Annotated in this window: 20 protein-coding genes and 4 tRNA genes; 11 read left to right on the top strand and 13 right to left on the bottom strand. The window is 60.5% G+C overall.

Features of this window, described 5'->3' with window-relative positions; translation table 11 throughout:
- The first annotated feature begins 91 nt into the window (after positions 1–91).
- Both GPK39_RS04310 and GPK39_RS04305 read left to right on the top strand, forming a co-directional pair.
- Positions 92–2008, top strand: coding sequence for a BMP family ABC transporter substrate-binding protein (locus GPK39_RS04310; RefSeq protein WP_215674019.1), 1917 nt, complete (start codon positions 92–94; stop codon positions 2006–2008).
- Positions 2005–2715 carry a metallophosphoesterase family protein gene (locus GPK39_RS04305; RefSeq protein ID WP_117799696.1) on the top strand — a complete coding sequence of 237 codons (711 nt, stop codon included), beginning with the start codon at positions 2005–2007 and terminating at the stop codon, positions 2713–2715. Before GPK39_RS04310 ends, GPK39_RS04305 begins: the two co-directional genes overlap by 4 nt.
- 125 nt (positions 2716–2840) lie before the next feature.
- Here the strand turns inward: GPK39_RS04305 and rplA are convergent, their stop codons facing one another.
- The 10 genes from rplA to GPK39_RS04255 form a co-directional block, all read right to left on the bottom strand.
- Positions 2841–3548 carry a 50S ribosomal protein L1 gene (gene rplA, locus GPK39_RS04300; RefSeq protein WP_022093892.1) on the bottom strand — a complete coding sequence of 236 codons (708 nt, stop codon included), beginning with the start codon at positions 3546–3548 and terminating at the stop codon, positions 2841–2843.
- 117 nt (positions 3549–3665) lie between these two features.
- On the bottom strand, positions 3666–4094 hold the full coding sequence (rplK, locus tag GPK39_RS04295) for a 50S ribosomal protein L11 (protein WP_022093893.1): 429 nt from the start codon (positions 4092–4094) through the stop codon (positions 3666–3668).
- Positions 4095–4214: 120 nt separating this feature from the next.
- Positions 4215–4751 (bottom strand): transcription termination/antitermination protein NusG, encoded by a 537-nt coding sequence (nusG, locus tag GPK39_RS04290; protein ID WP_099432095.1) that lies wholly within the window; start codon positions 4749–4751, stop codon positions 4215–4217.
- 3 nt (positions 4752–4754) lie between these two features.
- Entirely contained in the window at positions 4755–5093 is a 339-nt protein-coding gene (gene secE, locus GPK39_RS04285; RefSeq protein ID WP_006234983.1) for a preprotein translocase subunit SecE, read from the bottom strand.
- 76 nt (positions 5094–5169) lie between these two features.
- Positions 5170–5245: transfer RNA gene (locus tag GPK39_RS04280), tRNA-Trp, on the bottom strand.
- 13 nt (positions 5246–5258) lie between these two features.
- The gene (gene rpmG / locus GPK39_RS04275; protein ID WP_022093895.1) at positions 5259–5408 is read right to left on the bottom strand and encodes a 50S ribosomal protein L33; all 150 of its coding nucleotides are present in this window, start codon (positions 5406–5408) and stop codon (positions 5259–5261) included.
- A 279-nt stretch (positions 5409–5687) separates the two neighbouring features.
- Positions 5688–6878, bottom strand: coding sequence for an elongation factor Tu (gene tuf, locus GPK39_RS04270; protein WP_035137538.1), 1191 nt, complete (start codon positions 6876–6878; stop codon positions 5688–5690).
- Positions 6879–6974: 96 nt separating this feature from the next.
- A tRNA-Met gene (locus GPK39_RS04265) sits at positions 6975–7051 on the bottom strand.
- A 3-nt stretch (positions 7052–7054) separates the two neighbouring features.
- Positions 7055–7130, bottom strand: a tRNA-Thr gene (locus GPK39_RS04260).
- A gap of 10 nt (positions 7131–7140) precedes the next feature.
- Positions 7141–7222 (bottom strand) — tRNA-Tyr (locus GPK39_RS04255).
- A 762-nt stretch (positions 7223–7984) separates the two neighbouring features.
- Between GPK39_RS04255 and GPK39_RS04250 the strand changes: the two genes are divergently transcribed.
- The 6 genes from GPK39_RS04250 (at position 7985) to GPK39_RS04225 (ending at position 13605) form a co-directional block, all read left to right on the top strand.
- Positions 7985–9211 carry a tyrosine-type recombinase/integrase gene (locus GPK39_RS04250; protein WP_215674017.1) on the top strand — a complete coding sequence of 409 codons (1227 nt, stop codon included), beginning with the start codon at positions 7985–7987 and terminating at the stop codon, positions 9209–9211.
- Between the two features lie 174 nt (positions 9212–9385).
- Complete coding sequence (locus tag GPK39_RS04245; RefSeq protein ID WP_055250287.1) at positions 9386–9592, top strand: helix-turn-helix domain-containing protein; 207 nt, start codon at positions 9386–9388, stop codon at positions 9590–9592.
- Positions 9593–9635: 43 nt separating this feature from the next.
- Entirely contained in the window at positions 9636–9794 is a 159-nt protein-coding gene (locus GPK39_RS04240) for a hypothetical protein (RefSeq protein WP_156333775.1), read from the top strand.
- A gap of 46 nt (positions 9795–9840) precedes the next feature.
- Positions 9841–10302, top strand: coding sequence for a hypothetical protein (locus GPK39_RS04235; RefSeq protein ID WP_215674015.1), 462 nt, complete (start codon positions 9841–9843; stop codon positions 10300–10302).
- Positions 10295–11650: a relaxase MobL gene (mobL, locus tag GPK39_RS04230; protein WP_215674013.1), complete on the top strand. Its 1356-nt coding sequence runs from the start codon at positions 10295–10297 to the stop codon at positions 11648–11650. Before GPK39_RS04235 ends, mobL begins: the two co-directional genes overlap by 8 nt.
- Complete coding sequence (locus tag GPK39_RS04225) at positions 11647–13605, top strand: type IV secretory system conjugative DNA transfer family protein (protein ID WP_215674011.1); 1959 nt, start codon at positions 11647–11649, stop codon at positions 13603–13605. Before mobL ends, GPK39_RS04225 begins: the two co-directional genes overlap by 4 nt.
- Before the next feature lie 265 nt (positions 13606–13870).
- Here GPK39_RS04225 and GPK39_RS04220 read toward each other — a convergent pair whose 3' ends face one another.
- Together GPK39_RS04220 and GPK39_RS04215 are read right to left on the bottom strand one after the other, a co-directional pair.
- The gene (locus GPK39_RS04220) at positions 13871–14473 is read right to left on the bottom strand and encodes a hypothetical protein (protein ID WP_215674009.1); all 603 of its coding nucleotides are present in this window, start codon (positions 14471–14473) and stop codon (positions 13871–13873) included.
- Positions 14474–14477: 4 nt separating this feature from the next.
- The gene (locus GPK39_RS04215) at positions 14478–14777 is read right to left on the bottom strand and encodes a DUF2958 domain-containing protein (protein WP_215674006.1); all 300 of its coding nucleotides are present in this window, start codon (positions 14775–14777) and stop codon (positions 14478–14480) included.
- Positions 14778–15095: 318 nt separating this feature from the next.
- Between GPK39_RS04215 and GPK39_RS04210 the strand changes: the two genes are divergently transcribed.
- A complete protein-coding gene (locus GPK39_RS04210; RefSeq protein WP_156333776.1) occupies positions 15096–15245 on the top strand; it encodes a hypothetical protein in 150 nt (49 codons plus the stop codon).
- A 62-nt stretch (positions 15246–15307) separates the two neighbouring features.
- Here the strand turns inward: GPK39_RS04210 and GPK39_RS04205 are convergent, their stop codons facing one another.
- The gene (locus GPK39_RS04205) at positions 15308–15538 is read right to left on the bottom strand and encodes a helix-turn-helix domain-containing protein (protein WP_055250302.1); all 231 of its coding nucleotides are present in this window, start codon (positions 15536–15538) and stop codon (positions 15308–15310) included.
- A 283-nt stretch (positions 15539–15821) separates the two neighbouring features.
- Here GPK39_RS04205 and GPK39_RS04200 point away from each other — a divergent pair, with 283 nt between their 5' ends.
- Complete coding sequence (locus tag GPK39_RS04200; protein WP_055250304.1) at positions 15822–16268, top strand: hypothetical protein; 447 nt, start codon at positions 15822–15824, stop codon at positions 16266–16268.
- 36 nt (positions 16269–16304) lie between these two features.
- Positions 16305–17501: a hypothetical protein gene (locus GPK39_RS04195; RefSeq protein WP_215674004.1), complete on the top strand. Its 1197-nt coding sequence runs from the start codon at positions 16305–16307 to the stop codon at positions 17499–17501.
- The last annotated feature ends 456 nt before the right edge of the window (positions 17502–17957 follow it).

The following is a 17957-nucleotide window of genomic DNA, read 5'->3' as shown; positions in this document are numbered from 1 at the left end:
CACCGCAAAGGGGACAGGCATCTTTGTAGTGGTTTTCATTCGTGGTACCATGGTTCATATCGTTGTTTAAACGACTAAGGGAGTAGACACCATGGAAGAGGCCTATCGTCAAGCACGCAAGCGCGGCGAGCAGGGACGCCGTCGCGCCATTAGCCAAAGCGAGCATCCATACCTTACGGACCTCGATAGCTTGGTTGCTCAGCTCCCCTTAGGTCAGCGAGTGAGCGTCGGCCTGCGGGATATTCCGCTCGAAATGGTCGTCGGCACGGTCACCAAGGGCCGTCAGCCCGCCTTTTCATGCAACTTTATGCCCCTGCTGCCGTTTAACACCGAGTTCGCCCGCAAGTGGTCCAACCTCTACGACATCCAGGTAACCGAGGGCTATCGCGACCCCATCATCGTCACCGAGTTCATGCATCGGTTCTATGTCCAGGAAGGCAACAAACGCGTCAGTGTCCTCAAATTCCTGGACGCTCCAACGGTTTCGGCCAGGGTCACCCGTCTCTACCCCGGCACATGGGATTCCGTCGAAAGCCGCCTGTACGGTGAATTCTGCGCGTTTTGGCGCGTCTGCCCCCTATACGAGATCGAGTTCTCGCGTGAGGGAAGCTACGAGACGCTCGCCAAGATGCTCGGTCAGAACCTTATCGAAAAATGGCCGCAGAAAAAGGTCGACTACCTACGCCACACCTTCCTGCTCTTTAAGCGCGCCTACCTTCGCGCAGGCGGCGACCACCTGGACATTACGCCTGCCGACGCCATGCTCGTCTACCTCAATGTGTACAACCAGGACCGCCTGCTGGATACGCCGACGGATATCGTCGTAAACCGCCTGTGCAAGATTTGGCGCGAGCTGGTCATTGCCGGCAAAAATGACGAGGACAAGGTCGATCTTGTCGAAGCGCCGAGCGTCGATGAGGAGGAGTCGCCCACCAAGTCCACCTCCGGCGTGCTCAACTTCTTTATGGGCAAGACTGTCTATTCGACGGCCAACCCCCTGTGTATCGCCTTTATCCATGAGTTCCCCTGTGCGGCGTCGAGCTGGGACAGTCTGCACGACCAAGGACGCCAGTATCTCGATGAGCACTTTGACGGTATCGTGCGCACCGAGGCGTTCGAGGACTGTCACGATCCGGACGTGTTCTACGCCGCCGTGGAAACGGCTGTCAAACATGGAGACAACGTCATCTTCTCGACCTCGCACCGCCTGATGGAATACACGCTCAGAGCTGCCGTTGAGTATCCCCAGGTTCGGTTCCTCAACTGCTCTATCGGCCTTCCCCACCAAAGCGTCCGTTCGTACTTTGGCAAGATGTACGAGGCCAAGTTCCTCCTGGGCGCCCTTGCCGCCAGCATGGCAGACAACCATCGCATCGGCTACCACGCGTCGGTCTTCGCATCCGGCGCGCTCAGCGAGATCAATGCCTTTGCCATCGGTGCCTCGCTGCTCGACCCCCGCGCGCAAATTATCCTCACCTGGGGCGATGTACCCGCCGGCGGTCTTGCCGAGGCCATGTGCCGCGAAGGCGTGAGCGTCATGACCGGCGCTGACATGTCAAAGTCGCTCGAAGACCCTACGGCCTACGGACTCCACCGCCTGGTCGATGGCAAGGTTTCCGGCATCGCCATGCCGGTATGGAACTGGGGCCGTTACTACGAGCTCATCGTTCGCAGCCTTCTGCACGGCACGTGGGACGAGACCAGCGATGACAACCAAGTGCGCGCCGTCAACTACTGGTACGGCATGAGCTCTGGCGTTATCGACATCCGTTACGCTCCGGGCCTACCCTACCAGACGCGCAAACTCGTGCAGTTGCTCCGTAACGGCATTGTTGAGGGATCCATCAACCCCTTTGGCGGCGAGCTCCACAGCCAGAACGGCGTGGTACAGATCGAAGGCTTCCCTCCGCTGCCGAGCACGCAGATTGTCGAGATGAATTGGCTGGCGGACAACGTGGTAGGCACCATTCCGCAGCTCGACGATGAGCCGGAAGTCCCTGCCCTATGAAAATCCTTGCCATAGCCGATACCGAAGAACGATGCCTTTGGGAGTGCTTTCGCAAGGAACGCTTTGAGGGAGTCGACCTGATTTTGTCCGCCGGCGATCTGGACCCGGACTATCTTGAGTTTTTGGTTACGGTCATCAACAAACCGCTCATCTACGTGCGCGGCAATCACGATGACCGCTACGCACGTCATGCACCGGGTGGATGTATCTGCGTAGAGGACAGCGTGTACACGTACCGAGGGATTCGCATTGCGGGCCTTGGCGGGTCCATGCGTTATCGCGACGGCGCCAACATGTACACCGAACGCGAGATGTCCAAGCGCATGCGTAAGCTGTCGCGTAAGGTTAGGATGGTCGGCGGGTGCGACATTCTGCTTACCCATGCACCCGCCGCCGGTATGGGTGATCTGGACGATCTGCCGCATCGAGGATTCGAGTGTTTTAACACAGCACTCGAATCCTGGAATCCCGACTACATGGTGCACGGGCATGTGCACCAAAGCTACGGTTGCGATTTTCAGCGCGAGCGTCAGCATGTGTGTGGAACGACGATCATCAACGCCTGCGGCTATACGCAGTTTGAGCTCGACCAGACGCACTACCCCATCCGCGGCTGGCAAGCAGCTTGGCTCAACTCACAAACCATGCGCCGCGAGCTCAAACGCCACGAAGCCATCGAGTCTTCAACAGCCAGAACACCCTGGTAACCACCATAAAGGGGACACTGTCCCCTTTATGGTGGTTTTGACGCGATAGCAAGAAACCCGGTCCTGCACAAGGCAGAACCGGGTTTCTTTAGCAATGCTTGCTGTACTCAGGCAGTAACTAGCAGTTACTCAGCCAGGAAGTCACGCTGGACAGCGGGATCGACCTTGACGCCAGGGCCCATGGTGGAAGACACGGAGATGGACTTGACGTACTTGCCCTTAGCAGAAGAGGGCTTGACGCGCAGAATCTCGGTGTACAGGGCAGCGTAGTTCTCGACGAGCTGCTGCTCAGAGAAGGACTTCTTGCCCAGGGGCACGTGGCAGATGCCGTAGCGGTCGGCGCGGTACTCAACGCGGCCAGCCTTGAGCTCGGAGACCATCTTGGCGACGTCCATGGTCACGGTGCCGAGCTTGGGGTTCGGCATGAGGCCACGGGGACCAAGGATCTTACCGATGCGGCCAACCTTGGCCATCATGTTCGGCGTAGCGATAGCGGCGTCGAAGTTGATCTCGCCCTTCTGAATCTGGGCGACGAGCTCGTCGGAACCGATGATGTCGGCGCCGGCAGCCTCAGCCTCACGGGCCTTCTCGCCCTCGGCGAAGACGGCAACACGAACGGTCTTGCCGGTGCCGTGGGGCAGGGAGATGGAACCACGGATGTTCTGGTCAGCCTTACGAGTATCGATGCCCAGACGGAAGTGAGCCTCGACGGTCTCGTCGAACTTGGCGGTGTCGAGCTCCTTGATGAGCTTGGCAGCCTGAAGGGGGGTGTAGAGCGTGGCGCGGTCGATCTTCTCGGCAGCGGCGTTATAGCTCTTACCATGCTTAGCCATGTGCATTACCTCCTGTGGTTAAACGGGCGTGAGCCCTCCCACATCGTATCGTGTGCCCTATTGCACACATTTAACGGGCGCCCCGGTCGGAGCACCCGCCGTTACCATAAGAAATCGCTACTCAGCGATGGTGACGCCCATGGAACGGGCGGTACCGGCGATGATCTTCTTGGCGGCGTCAATGTCGTTGGCATTGAGGTCCGGCATCTTGATCTCGGCGATCTTGGTGAGCTGCTCCTGGGAGAGCTGACCAACCTTGTCAGCCTGGGGCTTAGCGGAACCAGACTTGAGGTTCAGCTCCTTCTTGATAAGGTGAGCCGCCGGCGGGGTCTTGGTGATGAAGGAGAAGGACTTGTCCTCGTAGACAGAGATCTCAACGGGGATGATGTCACCCTTCTTGTCCTGCGTCTCGGCGTTAAAGGCCTGGCAGAACTGCATGATGTTCACGCCAGCAGCGCCCAGGGCGGGGCCGACGGGAGGAGCGGGGTTTGCTGCACCAGCAGGAATCTGGAGCTTAATGACGTTGGCAACCTTCTTCTCAGCCATGGTCATTCCTTTCGAATCACGAGTGTGAAGTACTTGCTATATCGTAAGCACGCACGTGTTAGAAGCACTCCTGAGATGAGCAGTCACAGAAGAAGCACGCTCGCGCGAACGGACGAAAACTTAAGCGATGACAGCGACCTGGTTAAAGTCGAGCTCGACCGGCGTCTCGCGGCCAAAGATCATCAGCGTGACCTTGAGCTTGCCAGCCTCGGTGTTAACCTCGGAGACCTTGCCATCAAAGTCGGTAAGCGGGCCATCGGTGACGCGGACGGACGTACCGACCTCAATATCAACCGAGGTGCGCTTGGGCGAATCGCCCTTACCGGGACGACGAGTCATCTTGTTGTACTCGTCACGGGAAAGCGGTGCGGGCTTGCCGTTGCCGCCTAGGAAACCGGTGACGCCAGGCGTGTTACGAACACACGTCCAAGCATCGTCATCCATCTCCATGCGGACCAGGACATAACCCGGGAAGATCTTGGAATCCTTGGTCTCACGCTTGCCACCCTCTTTAATCTCGGTGACGCGCTCCATAGGAATCTCGATATCAAAGATACGGTCCTGCATGCCCATAGTCTCGATGCGATGCTCGAGATCGGACTTAACGCGGTTCTCGTATCCAGAGTAAGTGTGAACGACGTACCAACGCTTAGACATGGTTTAGCCCCTCAATCCAGAGAACAGAGCAAGAGCCTCGCCAAAGCCAGCATCGAGCAGAGCGATGACGACGCCGACGACGATCAGAGAAGCGCAAACGACGACCGAGTAGTTCACGAGCTCCTTCTTATCGGGCCACGTGACACGCTTCATCTCGGACTTGACCGAAGCGAAATACTTCTTGGTGCGGGCGAAGAAACCAGGCTTCTCGTTCTTCTTGGACTTCGCAGCCTTCTCGTTCTTCTTGGCAACGGCCTTCTTGGCCTCAACCTTGGAGTTGGCGGCAGCGTTGTTGGCAGGCGCCTGCTGCTGAGCCTTCTTCTTGTTCTTCTTGTTGGCCATTTGGGTTACCTCCGCGCAATGCGCTTATACATGAGTAAACCGTAAGCCCCCAATTGGGAGCTTACGGAATAATGACTGGCACGCCAGGAAGGACTCGAACCCTCAACACTCGGTTTTGGAGACCGATGCTCTACCAATTGAACTACTGGCGTATGTGACTAGAGACTAGCGAGTCTCTTTGTGCAGCGTGTGGTGACGGCACCAGGGGCAATACTTCTTGATCTCCATACGATCAGGCATGGTCGACTTGTTCTTGGTGGTCGTATAGTTGCGGCGCTTGCACTCAGTGCACGCAAGAGTAACTAGAGTACGCATGTATCCTGAACCTTTCATTTCCGCCCCGTACGGGCACGAGTTGTTACTTTATCAGCTCCACGTAAGTGCTGTCAATGAAAACCTCGAGTCAATTGGTTCTCGGTGGATCCATTCATATTTGGAACACATCAATGAAGCCATCGAGATCTAATCGACGGTGCATCCAGGACCATTGTCGATCCTCTCGACACCAGCAACGGCTCAATATCCATTGCAGAAAAGAACCCGGCACCCATATAAGTGCCGGGTTCTCTAAGTCAGCTATATCAAAGAGCTAATTTACTCAATGATCGTGGAGACGATGCCCGAACCGACGGTGTGGCCACCCTCGCGGATAGCGAAGCGCAGGCCCTCCTCCATGGCGATCGGGTGGATGAGGTCGCCCTCGATGGTGATGTGGTCACCAGGCATAGCCATCTCGGTGCCCTCGGGGAGCTTGACCGTACCGGTAACGTCGGTGGTACGGAAGTAGAACTGAGGACGATAACCATCGAAGAACGGGGTGTGACGGCCGCCCTCCTCCTTGGTCAGAACGTAGATCTCACCGGTGAACTTGGTGTGCGGGGTAACCGAACCGGGCTTGCAGAGAACCTGGCCGCGCTCGATGTCCTCGCGCTTGATGCCGCGGAGCAGCAGACCGACGTTGTCGCCAGCCTCGCAGAAGTCCATGGACTTACGGAACATCTCGATACCGGTAACGACGGTGTTCTGGGTATCCTTGATGCCGACGATCTCGACGGGCTCGTTGAGCTTGAGCTCACCGCGCTCGACACGGCCGGTAGCAACGGTACCACGGCCGGAGATGGTCATAACGTCCTCAACGGCCATCAGGAAGGGGAGGTCGTTGTTACGAGCAGGCGTCGGGATGTACTCGTCGACGGCCTTCATGAGCTCGCGGATAGCGTCCATCCACTTGGCGTCGCCCTCGAGAGCGCCCAGAGCGGAACCACGGATGACGGGAATGTCGTCGCCGGGGAAATCGTACTCGGAGAGGAGCTCACGGGTCTCCATCTCGACGAGGTCGATGAGCTCGTCATCGTCGACCATGTCGCACTTGTTCAGGAAGACGACGATGTAGGGAACGCCGACCTGACGGGCGAGCAGGATGTGCTCGCGGGTCTGAGCCATGGGGCCGTCGGTAGCGGCGATGACCAGGATAGCGCCGTCCATCTGAGCAGCACCGGAGATCATGTTCTTGACGTAGTCAGCGTGGCCCGGGCAGTCAACGTGAGCGTAGTGACGGGCAGCAGTCTCGTACTCGACGTGGGAGACGGAGATCGTAATGCCGCGCTCGCGCTCCTCGGGAGCCTTGTCGATGTTCTCGAACGCAGTGAAGTCAGCCTTGCAGCCCTCGGTCTCGGAGAGAACCTTGGTGATGGCAGCGGTCAGCGTGGTCTTGCCGTGGTCGACGTGACCAATGGTGCCGATGTTAACATGCGGCTTAGTGCGCTCAAACTTCTCTTTGGCCATAAAGCCCTCCTCTAAACAGGTCGTCCCCGGACGGGACTTTGCCTTTATACCATAGTGGCCTCTCAACATACTATTGAGAAGCCACCGTGTTACCTATGGTAGCGGTGACTGGATTCGAACCAGTGACGCCACGGGTATGAACCGTGTGCTCTAACCAACTGAGCTACACCGCCGGATGGAGCCTGCAACCAGACTTGAACTGGTGACCTCTTCGTTACCAACGAAGTGCTCTACCGACTGAGCTATACAGGCACTTGACGGGTGGGAGCTATAGGATTCGAACCTATGTAGGCAGAGCCAACGGGTTTACAGCCCGTCCCCATTAACCACTCGGGCAAACTCCCAATCGTTCAAGTATCCGCAGGTCCTTTGGTCTTTTGGACCGCCGCCCCCGCGAACGAAAAAGATAATACGATGCAACCTTGGGGGCTGTCAACGAAAACCTCTAGATACACGGTGCCGGGCGTATCTATATAGCTGTGACCTGCGGTTTTGTTGAGTTTGGATATGAAGGACGGTGGATTTGGCTACGCTTGTGACATTTCACGAGGGAACACTTTGGTGTAGTAGAGTACACCTTCAGGATCGAGCTTCGATAACAGCCTATTTGCACCTATATATAGGTCGAGATCGGAGCTTCCCCGGTGCAATCAAGTAGACCAGGGGCCTCACCGTTTTCATCTCAATCTGTAACAGTAAGAGGGTCATTCCTCTCCTATCTGTTACAGATCGAGATACTACGCGGCGACCCCGGCTTACGTCTCACTCTGTAACAGCTAGAACGGTTTTCAGCCTCTTCGTGTTACAGATCGAGACAAACCTGAAGCTTGGTGGGAGTCAAACCCACTTACATGTCGACATAAATAGAAACGGGCCCTGTCCCACAAGGAACAGAGCCCGAAACTCTCATGGAGCCAGTGACAGGAATCGAACCTGCAACCCACTGATTACATCGGTTTCCTTATCGTTTATTAGCGTTCATCTGCGACTATGCCGACCGTGACCTCGCGTTTTTCTTTCATTTTCCGCCTATAGTCTCACTTGAGACGTCTCCGAAACAGTCAAATTGCACAGTCATTGCACACGTGATTGCACACGGAGGAACAATGGAAGAGAAATACGCTACCTCATCTATATATAAGTACATGAGCGACCGCTGGCGCGCGCAGTTCCCCTACTTCGAGGATGGAGCCTGGCGCAAGAAGACCCAACTTCTTGAGCATCGAGGCCGCGATAAAGGTCGAAGCCATAAACATCGTGATGCTGCAATGGTGGAAGCCGAGGCCATCCGCGCTCACCTGAATGCAGAAGCGGAAGCCGAGGCAATGAAACCAACGAGCTCGATTTCAGTCGCCGAACTAGTGTCTAGCTATATAACAATGGAGTGCGCCGACATCGCGCGTTCAACCGCAACCGGCTATTCAGGCATGCTCCGCCGAAACATCGAACCTTATATTGGCAGCATCCCCCTAGATGACCTGACTGAAGAAGACGTTCAGGAATGGGTCAGCGTAATGGCGAAGAAGCACGCGAGGTCAACTGCATGCAATTCCCTTAGGCTGTTGAGGGGCTCATTGAAATACGGGCTAAGGAAAAAGCTAGTTTCGGAAAATGTTGCCGCATGGGCCAAGGTTCCCAAGAACGAGGATGCCGACTACGGACGACCGAATTCACTTACCGGAAGGGAAAGGGTGCGCGTCATAAACACCCTCAACGCATCCATAGATGTCCCGGCAATTCTAGCCGCGAAAATCGCCCTGTATACAGGACTCCGCCGAGGTGAACTTTGCGCCCTGAAGTGGAAATGTGTCGACTTTTCCCATTCCTCGATTCGCGTGGAAGCCGCAATCGGGCACACCGACACCGAGTTCTACATCAAAGGCCCCAAAAGCGTCAGCAGTAGACGGACAATTCCGAATTGCCCGGAGGACCTCATGCACGATCTAGCCGCGCGCAAGCGAAACACGGAAGAAGAATGCACCAGGCTTGGGACTGAATTCAGCGGGGAGATGTTCGTGCTGGGCTTTCCCGACGGCTCGTTCCTCAAGCCGCCCAGGGTCAATGACGCCTGGCGTGCGCTCTCCAAGGCGCTAAACCTTCATGGAGTATTAAATAGAAACACGGTGACCTTCCATGACCTAAGACACAGCTTCGCAACATACGCTGTCGCCAACGGCGTAGACCCAAGAACGCTCGCAAGTCTGATGGGTCACTCCAAAGCCTCCATGACCCTAGATAGATACGCCAGCGCCGACCCGAAGGCAACTGCATCGGCAATGAACGCCCTAGGACGCCTTTATAAGAGCGCTTCATTGTATCCAAAAGCTGGATAGGACCTAATCGAAGGCCGCGATACTGCATCGCGGCCTTTCCTATACCTTCCCGTAGTAAGTCATTTCAGTCCATCGGGTCCGTATCGTCCGCCATGACCGCGTTTTTGAATCCGTCGCCCAAGACGCTCCAGACTAGATCTCAAGGAGACGGCAGCAGACAGAAAGGAGGTCGAAATGGAGGTTGAGAGCAAACGCATCACTCTTGATGCTTTTCGCACGATGCCAGACATCGTTGATCCGATGCCTGTCGCCCACCTGCTCGGCATCAGCGACCGCTCCGTCTACAGGCTCTGCCAGAACGGAACGTTCAAAGCCGTGAAGTGCGGGAAGCTGTGGCGCATCAATCGCGACAGCGTTCTTAGCTACATCGGCGTCAACTGAATGTAGCGAGCGCCGGCTAAGACCAACTGAGCTCGGAGCAAACATGGGCATTAACAAATCCAGCGCCGGACCCATTGAACTAATTGCAGAGTTGATTGATTTCGATGCCGTCCGAATGAAAAACGAGCTCATCGCATATACGCCCTTGCCGGCGGCTAAAGCGCCAAAAGGCTATCCGATTACACACACGGAAGACGAATAGACACCACAGGGGGCCAAACGGCCCCCTGTTTTTATGAGGAGACCCTATGGACGAAACCAAAACCATCAGCGTAAAAATCGACCACAAGCTCTACACCGCCCTCAAGACGCGGGCTGAGGTCGACAACTCCAACGTCAGCGACGAGATCCGCTCTCTCCTGCGCTCGGCGCTCGCCGCGGAGGGGCTCGACCTCTACGGCAACGAGGTCGCGGGCTTCATCCGCGGCGTCGTCGACGCGCGCATGGACGTCGCCGCACTCGACATCGAGCGCAAGCTCGACGCCACCGAGGACCGCATCGCCGCGGTCCTCTCGCGCCCCATGACCGCCGCCATCATGGCCGGCCTCATGTCGGCCGACGTCCTCAAGGCCTCCTACGCCTCGCTCGACGACGTCCCCGTCGCGGACATCTGGAAGAACTACCTCGCGCAAGCCGGCGAGCTCAGCCGCGCCGGCCTCGGCCGAATCGACGAGGTGAAGTTCCACGCGCGCGAGCGCGCCGATGGCTAGCCCGCCCGTCATCGTCAACCACTCCGTCGTCCGCGCGGGGGCGTCCGCGAGGGCGTCCGCCGCGGGACTGGCGGCATACGCCGGCACCCGCCGCGGCGTCATCATCGAGGTCAGCGAGGCCGACGGCAGGAGGCTCGGCGTCGACGGCCTGGCCGCCTACGCCGCGAACAGGACCGGCTCGACCGGCGGCCTCTGGGGCGCGGACGGCCCGGTCGCCGTCGCCGAGGCGAGGCGCGCCATCGCCCAAAACGGCGGCGCGGTGCTCACCACCGTCGTCACGGTCCCGAACGACATCGCCCCAGATGCCGGCCTCGACCGCCTGGACGCCTGGCAGGCGCTGGTGCGCTCCGAGTGGCCGAGGCTCTTCTCCGAGATGACCGGCGTGCCCGAGAGCCGCGTGGAGTTCTATGCGGCGATGCACATCAACGGCACGAGCCACCACGTCCACATCCTCACGGTCGACCGCTCGGGCGACTGGGACTCCCTGCTGCCAAAGGGGAAGATGGAGGCGGCCAGGCTCGAGATCTCCTCGAAGGCCATGGCACCGCTGCTGCGGGAAGCGTACATCGAGCGCGACCTCGCGAGGGAGGCGGCCCTGGAAGCAGTTGCACGAATCGACCGCGGAAAGCTCGACATCGGCCTGCCGCCGAACGGAAGGATCGAGGCCGCCCACCTCAGGCGTTTCCATCCGGAGGCCTCCGCCGCGTTGAGGGAGGCCCTCGACCGGGCGGCGTCCGACTCCCCCGAGCTCGCCGGCGCGCTGGAGCGCCACAAGAAGGCGGTCGAGAGGTGCGCCGACCTCAAGTGCCTGACCGGTGAGGCGCGGGATGTCTACGTCCGCAAAGCGGCCGCCGACCTCGGCCTCCGGTGCGAGAACGCGGCGCTGCGGGTCATAGTCCCGGACAGGACGCCGGCTCGCGAGGAGGTGCCGACACGACGCGCCGCGCCCCAAACCGGCCCCGCGACGGAGAGGCGGCGGGAAGCCGGACTCGCCACCGAGGCCCGCTCCTGCATCCCGAAGGCGCGCCTCGAAAGGATCACGCGAAAGGCCGCGCGCGGCCGGGCCCTCGAGCCGGCAGACCTCAGGGGGTGTCCCACGGCGGACCGGGCATTCAGGCGCGCCCCGTCGGCAGGCACCGCCCTAGGGCGCGCCGCCGCGATGGCGACCCTGGTCGCCAGGGAGACCACGCGGGACGCCAGAGGACGCGACATGGGAGACGAGGCCGGCGAGAGGGCGCTGAAACTCATCGCCGCGACCCTGAGGGTCCTCGCCTCCGGCGGCACCGGGCCGTCGAGCGTCCCCGCGCTGAAGATAGCAAACAGGATAGAGAGGACGATCACGAGATGAAACCGAAATCCTTCAACCGCGACATGAGAAGGGAGCTCGCCGGCACGCTCGCGGCCCACGGCGTCGCCGCCGGCATCGCCTGCGTCGCGAGCGCCAGCGCCTGGGACTACGCCAGATGGTGGACCGCATCCCTCATCTCGGGCCTCTCCGTCCTGCTGCGACTGCCCACGGCCGACCCGGGCCCCGAGCCCGCCTACGTCTTCCGCGGCCCCCTCGAGGCGGCCGCCGACGCGGCGGCGTCGGGCAAGGCAGGCGAGCTGCTCGCAGCACTCGCGCTCGTCGCGGCCTCCATCCTCGTTCTCGGCCTCATTTCGTGGGGCCGTTCATGGGCGAGACTCCACGACGGGACGTTCGCCGGCGACCGCGCGCCCACGCGCACGCACGGGGACGCCTGGCTCGAATCGAGGCCCTCCAGGGTCGCGAGGAGGTGCCCCGTATGGGACGGCCGCGAGGCCGCAAAGGGAGTGATCGTGGCGGGCTCCGTCGGTGACGGCCTGGCGACGGTCCCCGCCGTCCACAGCCTGATACGTGCGGGCAGCAACGCCGGCAAGACCAGGCGCGCTCTGGCACCATCGATAGCCGCGGCGATCGACCGCAACGCCCACGGGATCCCGACATCCGTCATCGTCCACGACCCGAAGTCCGAGATCCGCGCATGGACCGAGCCACTCGCCAGGAGGGCCGGGATGGAGGTCGTCGCCATCCGGCTCGACGAGCCCGTCAAGTCGGCGAGGTTCAACCCTCTCGACCGCGCCATCGCGGCACTCGGGACCGAGGGCGTCGCAGGCGCTGTGGCCGAGCTCCGCGAGCTGTCTTCCGCTATCGTGCCCGACGCCTTCTCCTCGGGCCAGAGGTTCTTCACGGACGCCAGCCGCAACCTGCTGACCGGCCTCTGCCTGCTCGCGATAACGGACGGGCGGATCCCCGACGACGCGCGGAACCTATCGACCGTGCTCGCGCTCCTGGAGCCCCGCGACGGGAAGAGTGCGGTAAAGTCGCTGGAGGAGCTCGCCGCGGACCTGCCGGCGGGAAACCCGGCGCGCCAGTTCCTCCTCGTCGCCTCGTCGAACGGCGGCGGGGGCGAGGCGCTCGTCTCCACCGCACGCAACTACCTCATGGCCTTCTGCGACGACGACGTCAGCCGCATGCTCTGGGACGGCGAGGTCGACCTCGCATCGGTCGGGCGCAGGCCCACCATCCTCTACATCGCCAGCGCGACGGACCGCGGCGACCGCGGCTCGCTCGTCTCGTGCATCTTCTCGCAGGCGCTGTCGGCGCTGCGCGAGACCGCGCGCCTGTCCGGCGGCAGGCTGCCGGCGGAGACCCTGCTCGCCATCGATGAGGGATCCGGGATCCCCAAGATCCCCAGGCTCCTCGGCGACCTCGCGGAGGTCCGCAGCATCGGGCTGCACGTCGTCTTCGTGCTCCAGAACACCCATCTGCTCGAGGCGCGGTGCGGCTACTCGAGGGCCGAGTCGGACGCGCTGCTGGCGCTGCTCGGCACCCAGGTCGTCTTCTCGGTAGAGTCCGTCGGCGAGGCGGAGGAGATCAGCAAGCGCCTCGGCGACTACAGCGTCAAGACGACCGGGCAGAGCTCCACCAAGGGGACGCAGAGCTCCTCGTCCGGAAAGTCGTTCTCCGTGGCGCGGCGGCCGCTGATCACCCCGTCGGAGCTCATGGCCTGGAGCGCGCGCGAGAACGGCGCGCTCGTGATCGACGCTGAGGGCCCGATGGCGCTCGCCAGCCGCGACATCACCGAGACGTTCCTGGGGCCGCTGCTCGGCATGACGTCACCGGAGGCCGAGGGCGCGCTGCTCGCGCGGGCGCTCGAGGGGGAGGCTCGCAACGCCGCCCTGGCACCGGTATGGCGCATCCCGGAGAAGCCGAAAAAGCCCAAGGGGTCTCCATCCAGCAGCAGGAAGCGCAAGGTGTCCGCCGCGCCCGACGGGTTCTGATGCGTCATACGGCCCTGTCTGCGAAAACGGCCCGCCGTCCTACGCCACGCGAGGCGCGTATGACGGCGGGCCGCGGCGGTCTTTCGTTTTATCTGCCCACGCTGCCAGCGGAAACGAACTCGGCACGCCGAGTTGCGCCGCAAAATCCCGGGCGCCCGTAGTGTGCCCTTATCCTGCTCCCACCGTCCAAGGCACTTGGACGGTGGGAGTTCCGTATTCTCTGCAACGAAAAGCGCGGCCCATCTGGACCGCGCTCCCGCTCCTCTCAATTTCGCTCTGCGACGTAGACCGTCCGGCCCGTCTCGCAGTCGATGGTCTCGGCGTCCCCGAAACCGACCCGGACGGCGGCCCATCCGCCGGCGAGCGCCAGCGCGTCGGCCTCGGACCTCGCGGCGGCGATGAGGCGCTCGAGCGCGGCCGAGCCCGCCGGCGCGGTCCCCACCTCGAACGCGCCGGCGTCTCCGCCCGCCTCGTACTCGACGACGACCGTCGATCCGAGTGCCTCCTTGAGGGCCTCGAGCTGCCCGCCCATCTTGTCGAGGGCGCACCCGTCGACCGTGGCGAGCGGGTAGCGGGCCATCCCGGACGCCGCCGAGCGGCCGGCCATGCGGAGCAAGCCGGCGGCCTCGAGCGCCTCGAGGAACGCCGCGGGCACGTCGGCGTCGATGGCGACGTTGCCGCGCCCGCGGCACCGCTCGGCCGCCGACGGCACGTCCGCCGTGAGCACGCCCCACCCGGCCATGTAGCCCTCGGAACGCGGGTCCGTGGCGTCGAGGAGGAGGACGGCCAGGCCGCCGCCCGCGTACTCCCCGGCCACGAGGGCGAGGCGGACCGCCTCGCCCATGGAGTCGAACTCGACCGTGACCATGGAGCTACCTCCTCCTGACGGCGCTGAGCGGCCTCGGGGAGAAGTGCTCGTCGCGCTCGACGGCGGCGAACCCCATCTGGCGGTTCAGCTCGGCCATCTCCTTGATGCTGAAGTAGCCGAGCTCGTCTTCGTAGCCCTCGACGAGGCCGAACGCCTCGTCCGTTCCGTCGAACTCGAGCAGCCACCAGTCCCATCCGTTCACGCACGAGAAGTAGTGGGCGTAGACCGTGGGGTCCTCCGCCCCGTCCTGCCCATAGAGCCTCGGCACCGTCCTGGCGATTTCCTCGGTCATCAGCTGCTGCATGTCTTCCTCCGTTCCGGGCACGTGGCCCTCAACATCTCGCCCCTGCGGGCAAAGCCGAATGGCGACGCCGCGCGTCGTCGTCGGCTTTGCTCCCTGCAAAGCCATGCCGGAGCGAAGGCCTGTCAAGGTCCTCCATGACGGCCTCCACCAACCGGAGCGGAGCGGAGGTTTGTGCGGGGCCTCATGGAGCGGCCTTTACAGGGCGCAGCGGAGGCATCACCCGGCCACGGAGCCGAGGCCGATTCGCGGCGGACGCCGGCAGCCCACGTCCAGCATCGGAACCATTAGAGACGCTATTCACTTTTCGATAGGAGCCATATGGAACTCGAGGATATCGTTTACGAGCTCGCCTGCCTTCATGAGTCGATGCTCTTTTGCTGCATGGCGCTGAGAAGGATTATCAGGGACCTCGAAGAGGCCGAACAGCGCATCCGCGCTGAAGCGGCCGCCGCCGAATCCCCTCTTTAGAAAAGTACCCCGGCGATTACCACCGGGGCACTTTTAAATGACGTCAGAAGCCGGCAGCCGAACTAACCATCGAACAGATCTGAATCGAAAAACCCTCTCAGAGAGACGCCAAGCCCGCCTGCGATGCGCTCGATATTCTCGATAGACACGTTTCGCTTGCCTGTCTCGACTTCGGCGAAATAGGTGCGAGACATCTCGATGGAGTATGCGAAGGCCTCTTGGCTCATGCCGAGCTCGCCCCTCAGCTCCTTAATGCGAAGCCCCACGCGCATCTTGGGGTCAAGCTCAGTCATCGGCACCTCCTATCCACCGGTGTCAATGATTCAGGCCAACCCTATATAAGTCACACCTATATAAGTGACAATTTGAAATACAATGCAAATATTGGGGCATTGCAACCAGAAAGGAACCATGGTGGATACGGAGATTCCGAAAGTGACGGACGATATGCTCTCATTGGACTTCCCCAGCGACTATGCATATATCGCAAAACCCTTTGGTCGAGGACTCCGCCCGGACAGGCAACTGCAACTTCTAAAGAACTTGCATACAGAACATTAGAAAGAAGGTCATACCATGCGAACCTATCAACACCCGATATACCAAGACAACGCTATGGCGATTCGCGCCGAATATGATGAGGAAAAACGAGTCTTCGATTTGATGAAGAAGTTCCTCTATATCGTCGGGGCGATAACGGCGGTAGTTGTTTTCCTTTTGCTTCTCGTTAATTCCCCTGCCCTGATAACTCAGACGGGTGCAATTGGAATCGTTGCACTCGTTCCCGTCCTGCTGGCTGCAACAGCCTTTACCGGGTTCTATGTCGGCACGGTACCTGCTGGCTACATTGCCGCATGGCGTGCAATCAAGCGCTCAAGGCTGTTCGTTTGGGGCAACGCTCTCGGACTGCTCCTCATAGCGACGCTTTTTCTTTCCATCCCGGCTGCATTTGCGCCCTTTGCCTTCCTTCTCCAGTGGTTGAAGGTATCGAATCTCAAGCGTCAGCTTGACGCGAACGCATAGCGGGGGTGCAGAGGAAAAGAAGAAAGGAAACCGCTTATGCTCTTCGGAGGCGAGTTCTCCCGTAAGCAGGTCTGCGTGGCTGGTGCGGGAATCCTCTGTGCGGCGCTTCTCATCGGCGGCGGGGCTTACGCCATCTCACATGCCAGCTGGACGGGAGATTCCAATGCCCCTGCGGTGTCCCAGTCAAAGGACGATGAGAAACAGGACATGGTACTTACCCTTGAGGTAAAGGCTGACGGCTGGGATGCGGACACTTCCACGCCCATTATCGCCCATATAGAGGATGCGGACGGGGAAGTAGACTTCTACACCGCCATCGCCGCGAACAAGCAGGTGACCGTAGAGATCGGCGAGTCCGGTACCTACAATGTCTCGCTCATCCCGCCGGTGAACGCGGACGGCTCTACCTATAAGGCCGCGTCCAGTAAGGTCAAGGCCGGGAAAGATGACAAGAAAACGAACGGTACCGTCATCACGCACGAAAAGGTGGATGCGGGCAAGGTGACGAAGGATGACCTGACCGCCATCGCCAAGGACGTTGCAGCAGCCGTGAAGAAGGGCGATTCCACCCTGACCGGAGACAGGGGCGCGGCGCTCGCGAAGAAGTTCGAGGACAACATCAAGAAGAACCCGAACGCCGACGCGGATGCCGTCGAGAAGGAGAGCGAAAAGGCGCAGGAGACCGCCAAGGAGGACAAGTCCGATGCGAAGACACCGGAGACCTCCGACAACAAGAAGAACGATTCCGGTTCCAAGAACGATAGCGGAAACAACGGCTCTGGAAATAAGTCGGACAGCAAGCCGAGCGAAGGTAGCGGAAACTCCGGCTCCGGTTCCATCTCGGGCGGCTCATCAAAGAAGGATGACGCCACGGCGCACCAGCACAAGTGGGTTGCCCAGACCAAGACCGTCCATCACGACGCGCAGTATAAGACTGTCCATCACGATGCGCAGTACAAGACCGTTCACCACGATGCGGTGACCAAGACTGTTAATATTTGCAATCAATGCGGACAGGACATTACCGGTAACGAAGCGGCTCATTTTAAGGCAGCAGCTTTGAGTGGCGGTAATTGTCAAAGCTGTCATTCAGAAACTCGTACTGTGCAGGCTGCTTACGACGAGCAGGTAAAGGTGTCCGATGCATATGATGAACAAGTGCAGGTGAGTGCAGCATGGGAGGAGACCGTGACCACCGGGTACAAGTGCTCTTCCTGCGGTGCCACGAAGTAGCGTCCGCCACCGAATTCCGAGTCAGAGCGCTTATATGCCAGACTGAAATCCGGCGGCGGCAAGCGCATAAATCTCAAAACCCGTCGCCCCCGAGCCGTCTCAGGCAAGGTTCCAAGGGGCAGCAGCCCCTTGGAACGCAAGGGTGCGAGGATGATGCGAGGCGTCCCAAAAAACCGGTGTGTACGTGCCATTGATACGCCCACACTCTTTTGGTGAAGCCCACTCCCCTCCGGTGATATACACGACCCGGCCGCCCTCGCAGTCGATGCTCTCCACGTCGCCGAACCCTATGCGGACGGCAGCCCCTCCGCAATCTCCCTCATCATCTGTTCTCACATGTCTTCCTCCGTTCCGGGCACATGGCCCTTAGTATCTCGCCCCTGCGGACAAAGCCGCACCGGAGCGAAGGCGGGTCAAGGGAGGTCCATGACGACCTCCACCAACCGGAGCGGAGCG

The sequence above is a fragment of the Collinsella aerofaciens genome (assembly GCF_018785245.1).
GTDB lineage: Bacteria > Actinomycetota > Coriobacteriia > Coriobacteriales > Coriobacteriaceae > Collinsella > Collinsella aerofaciens_AD.
Note: the sequence above shows the minus strand (reverse complement) of the source record. Positions and strands in the feature narration are given on the sequence as shown.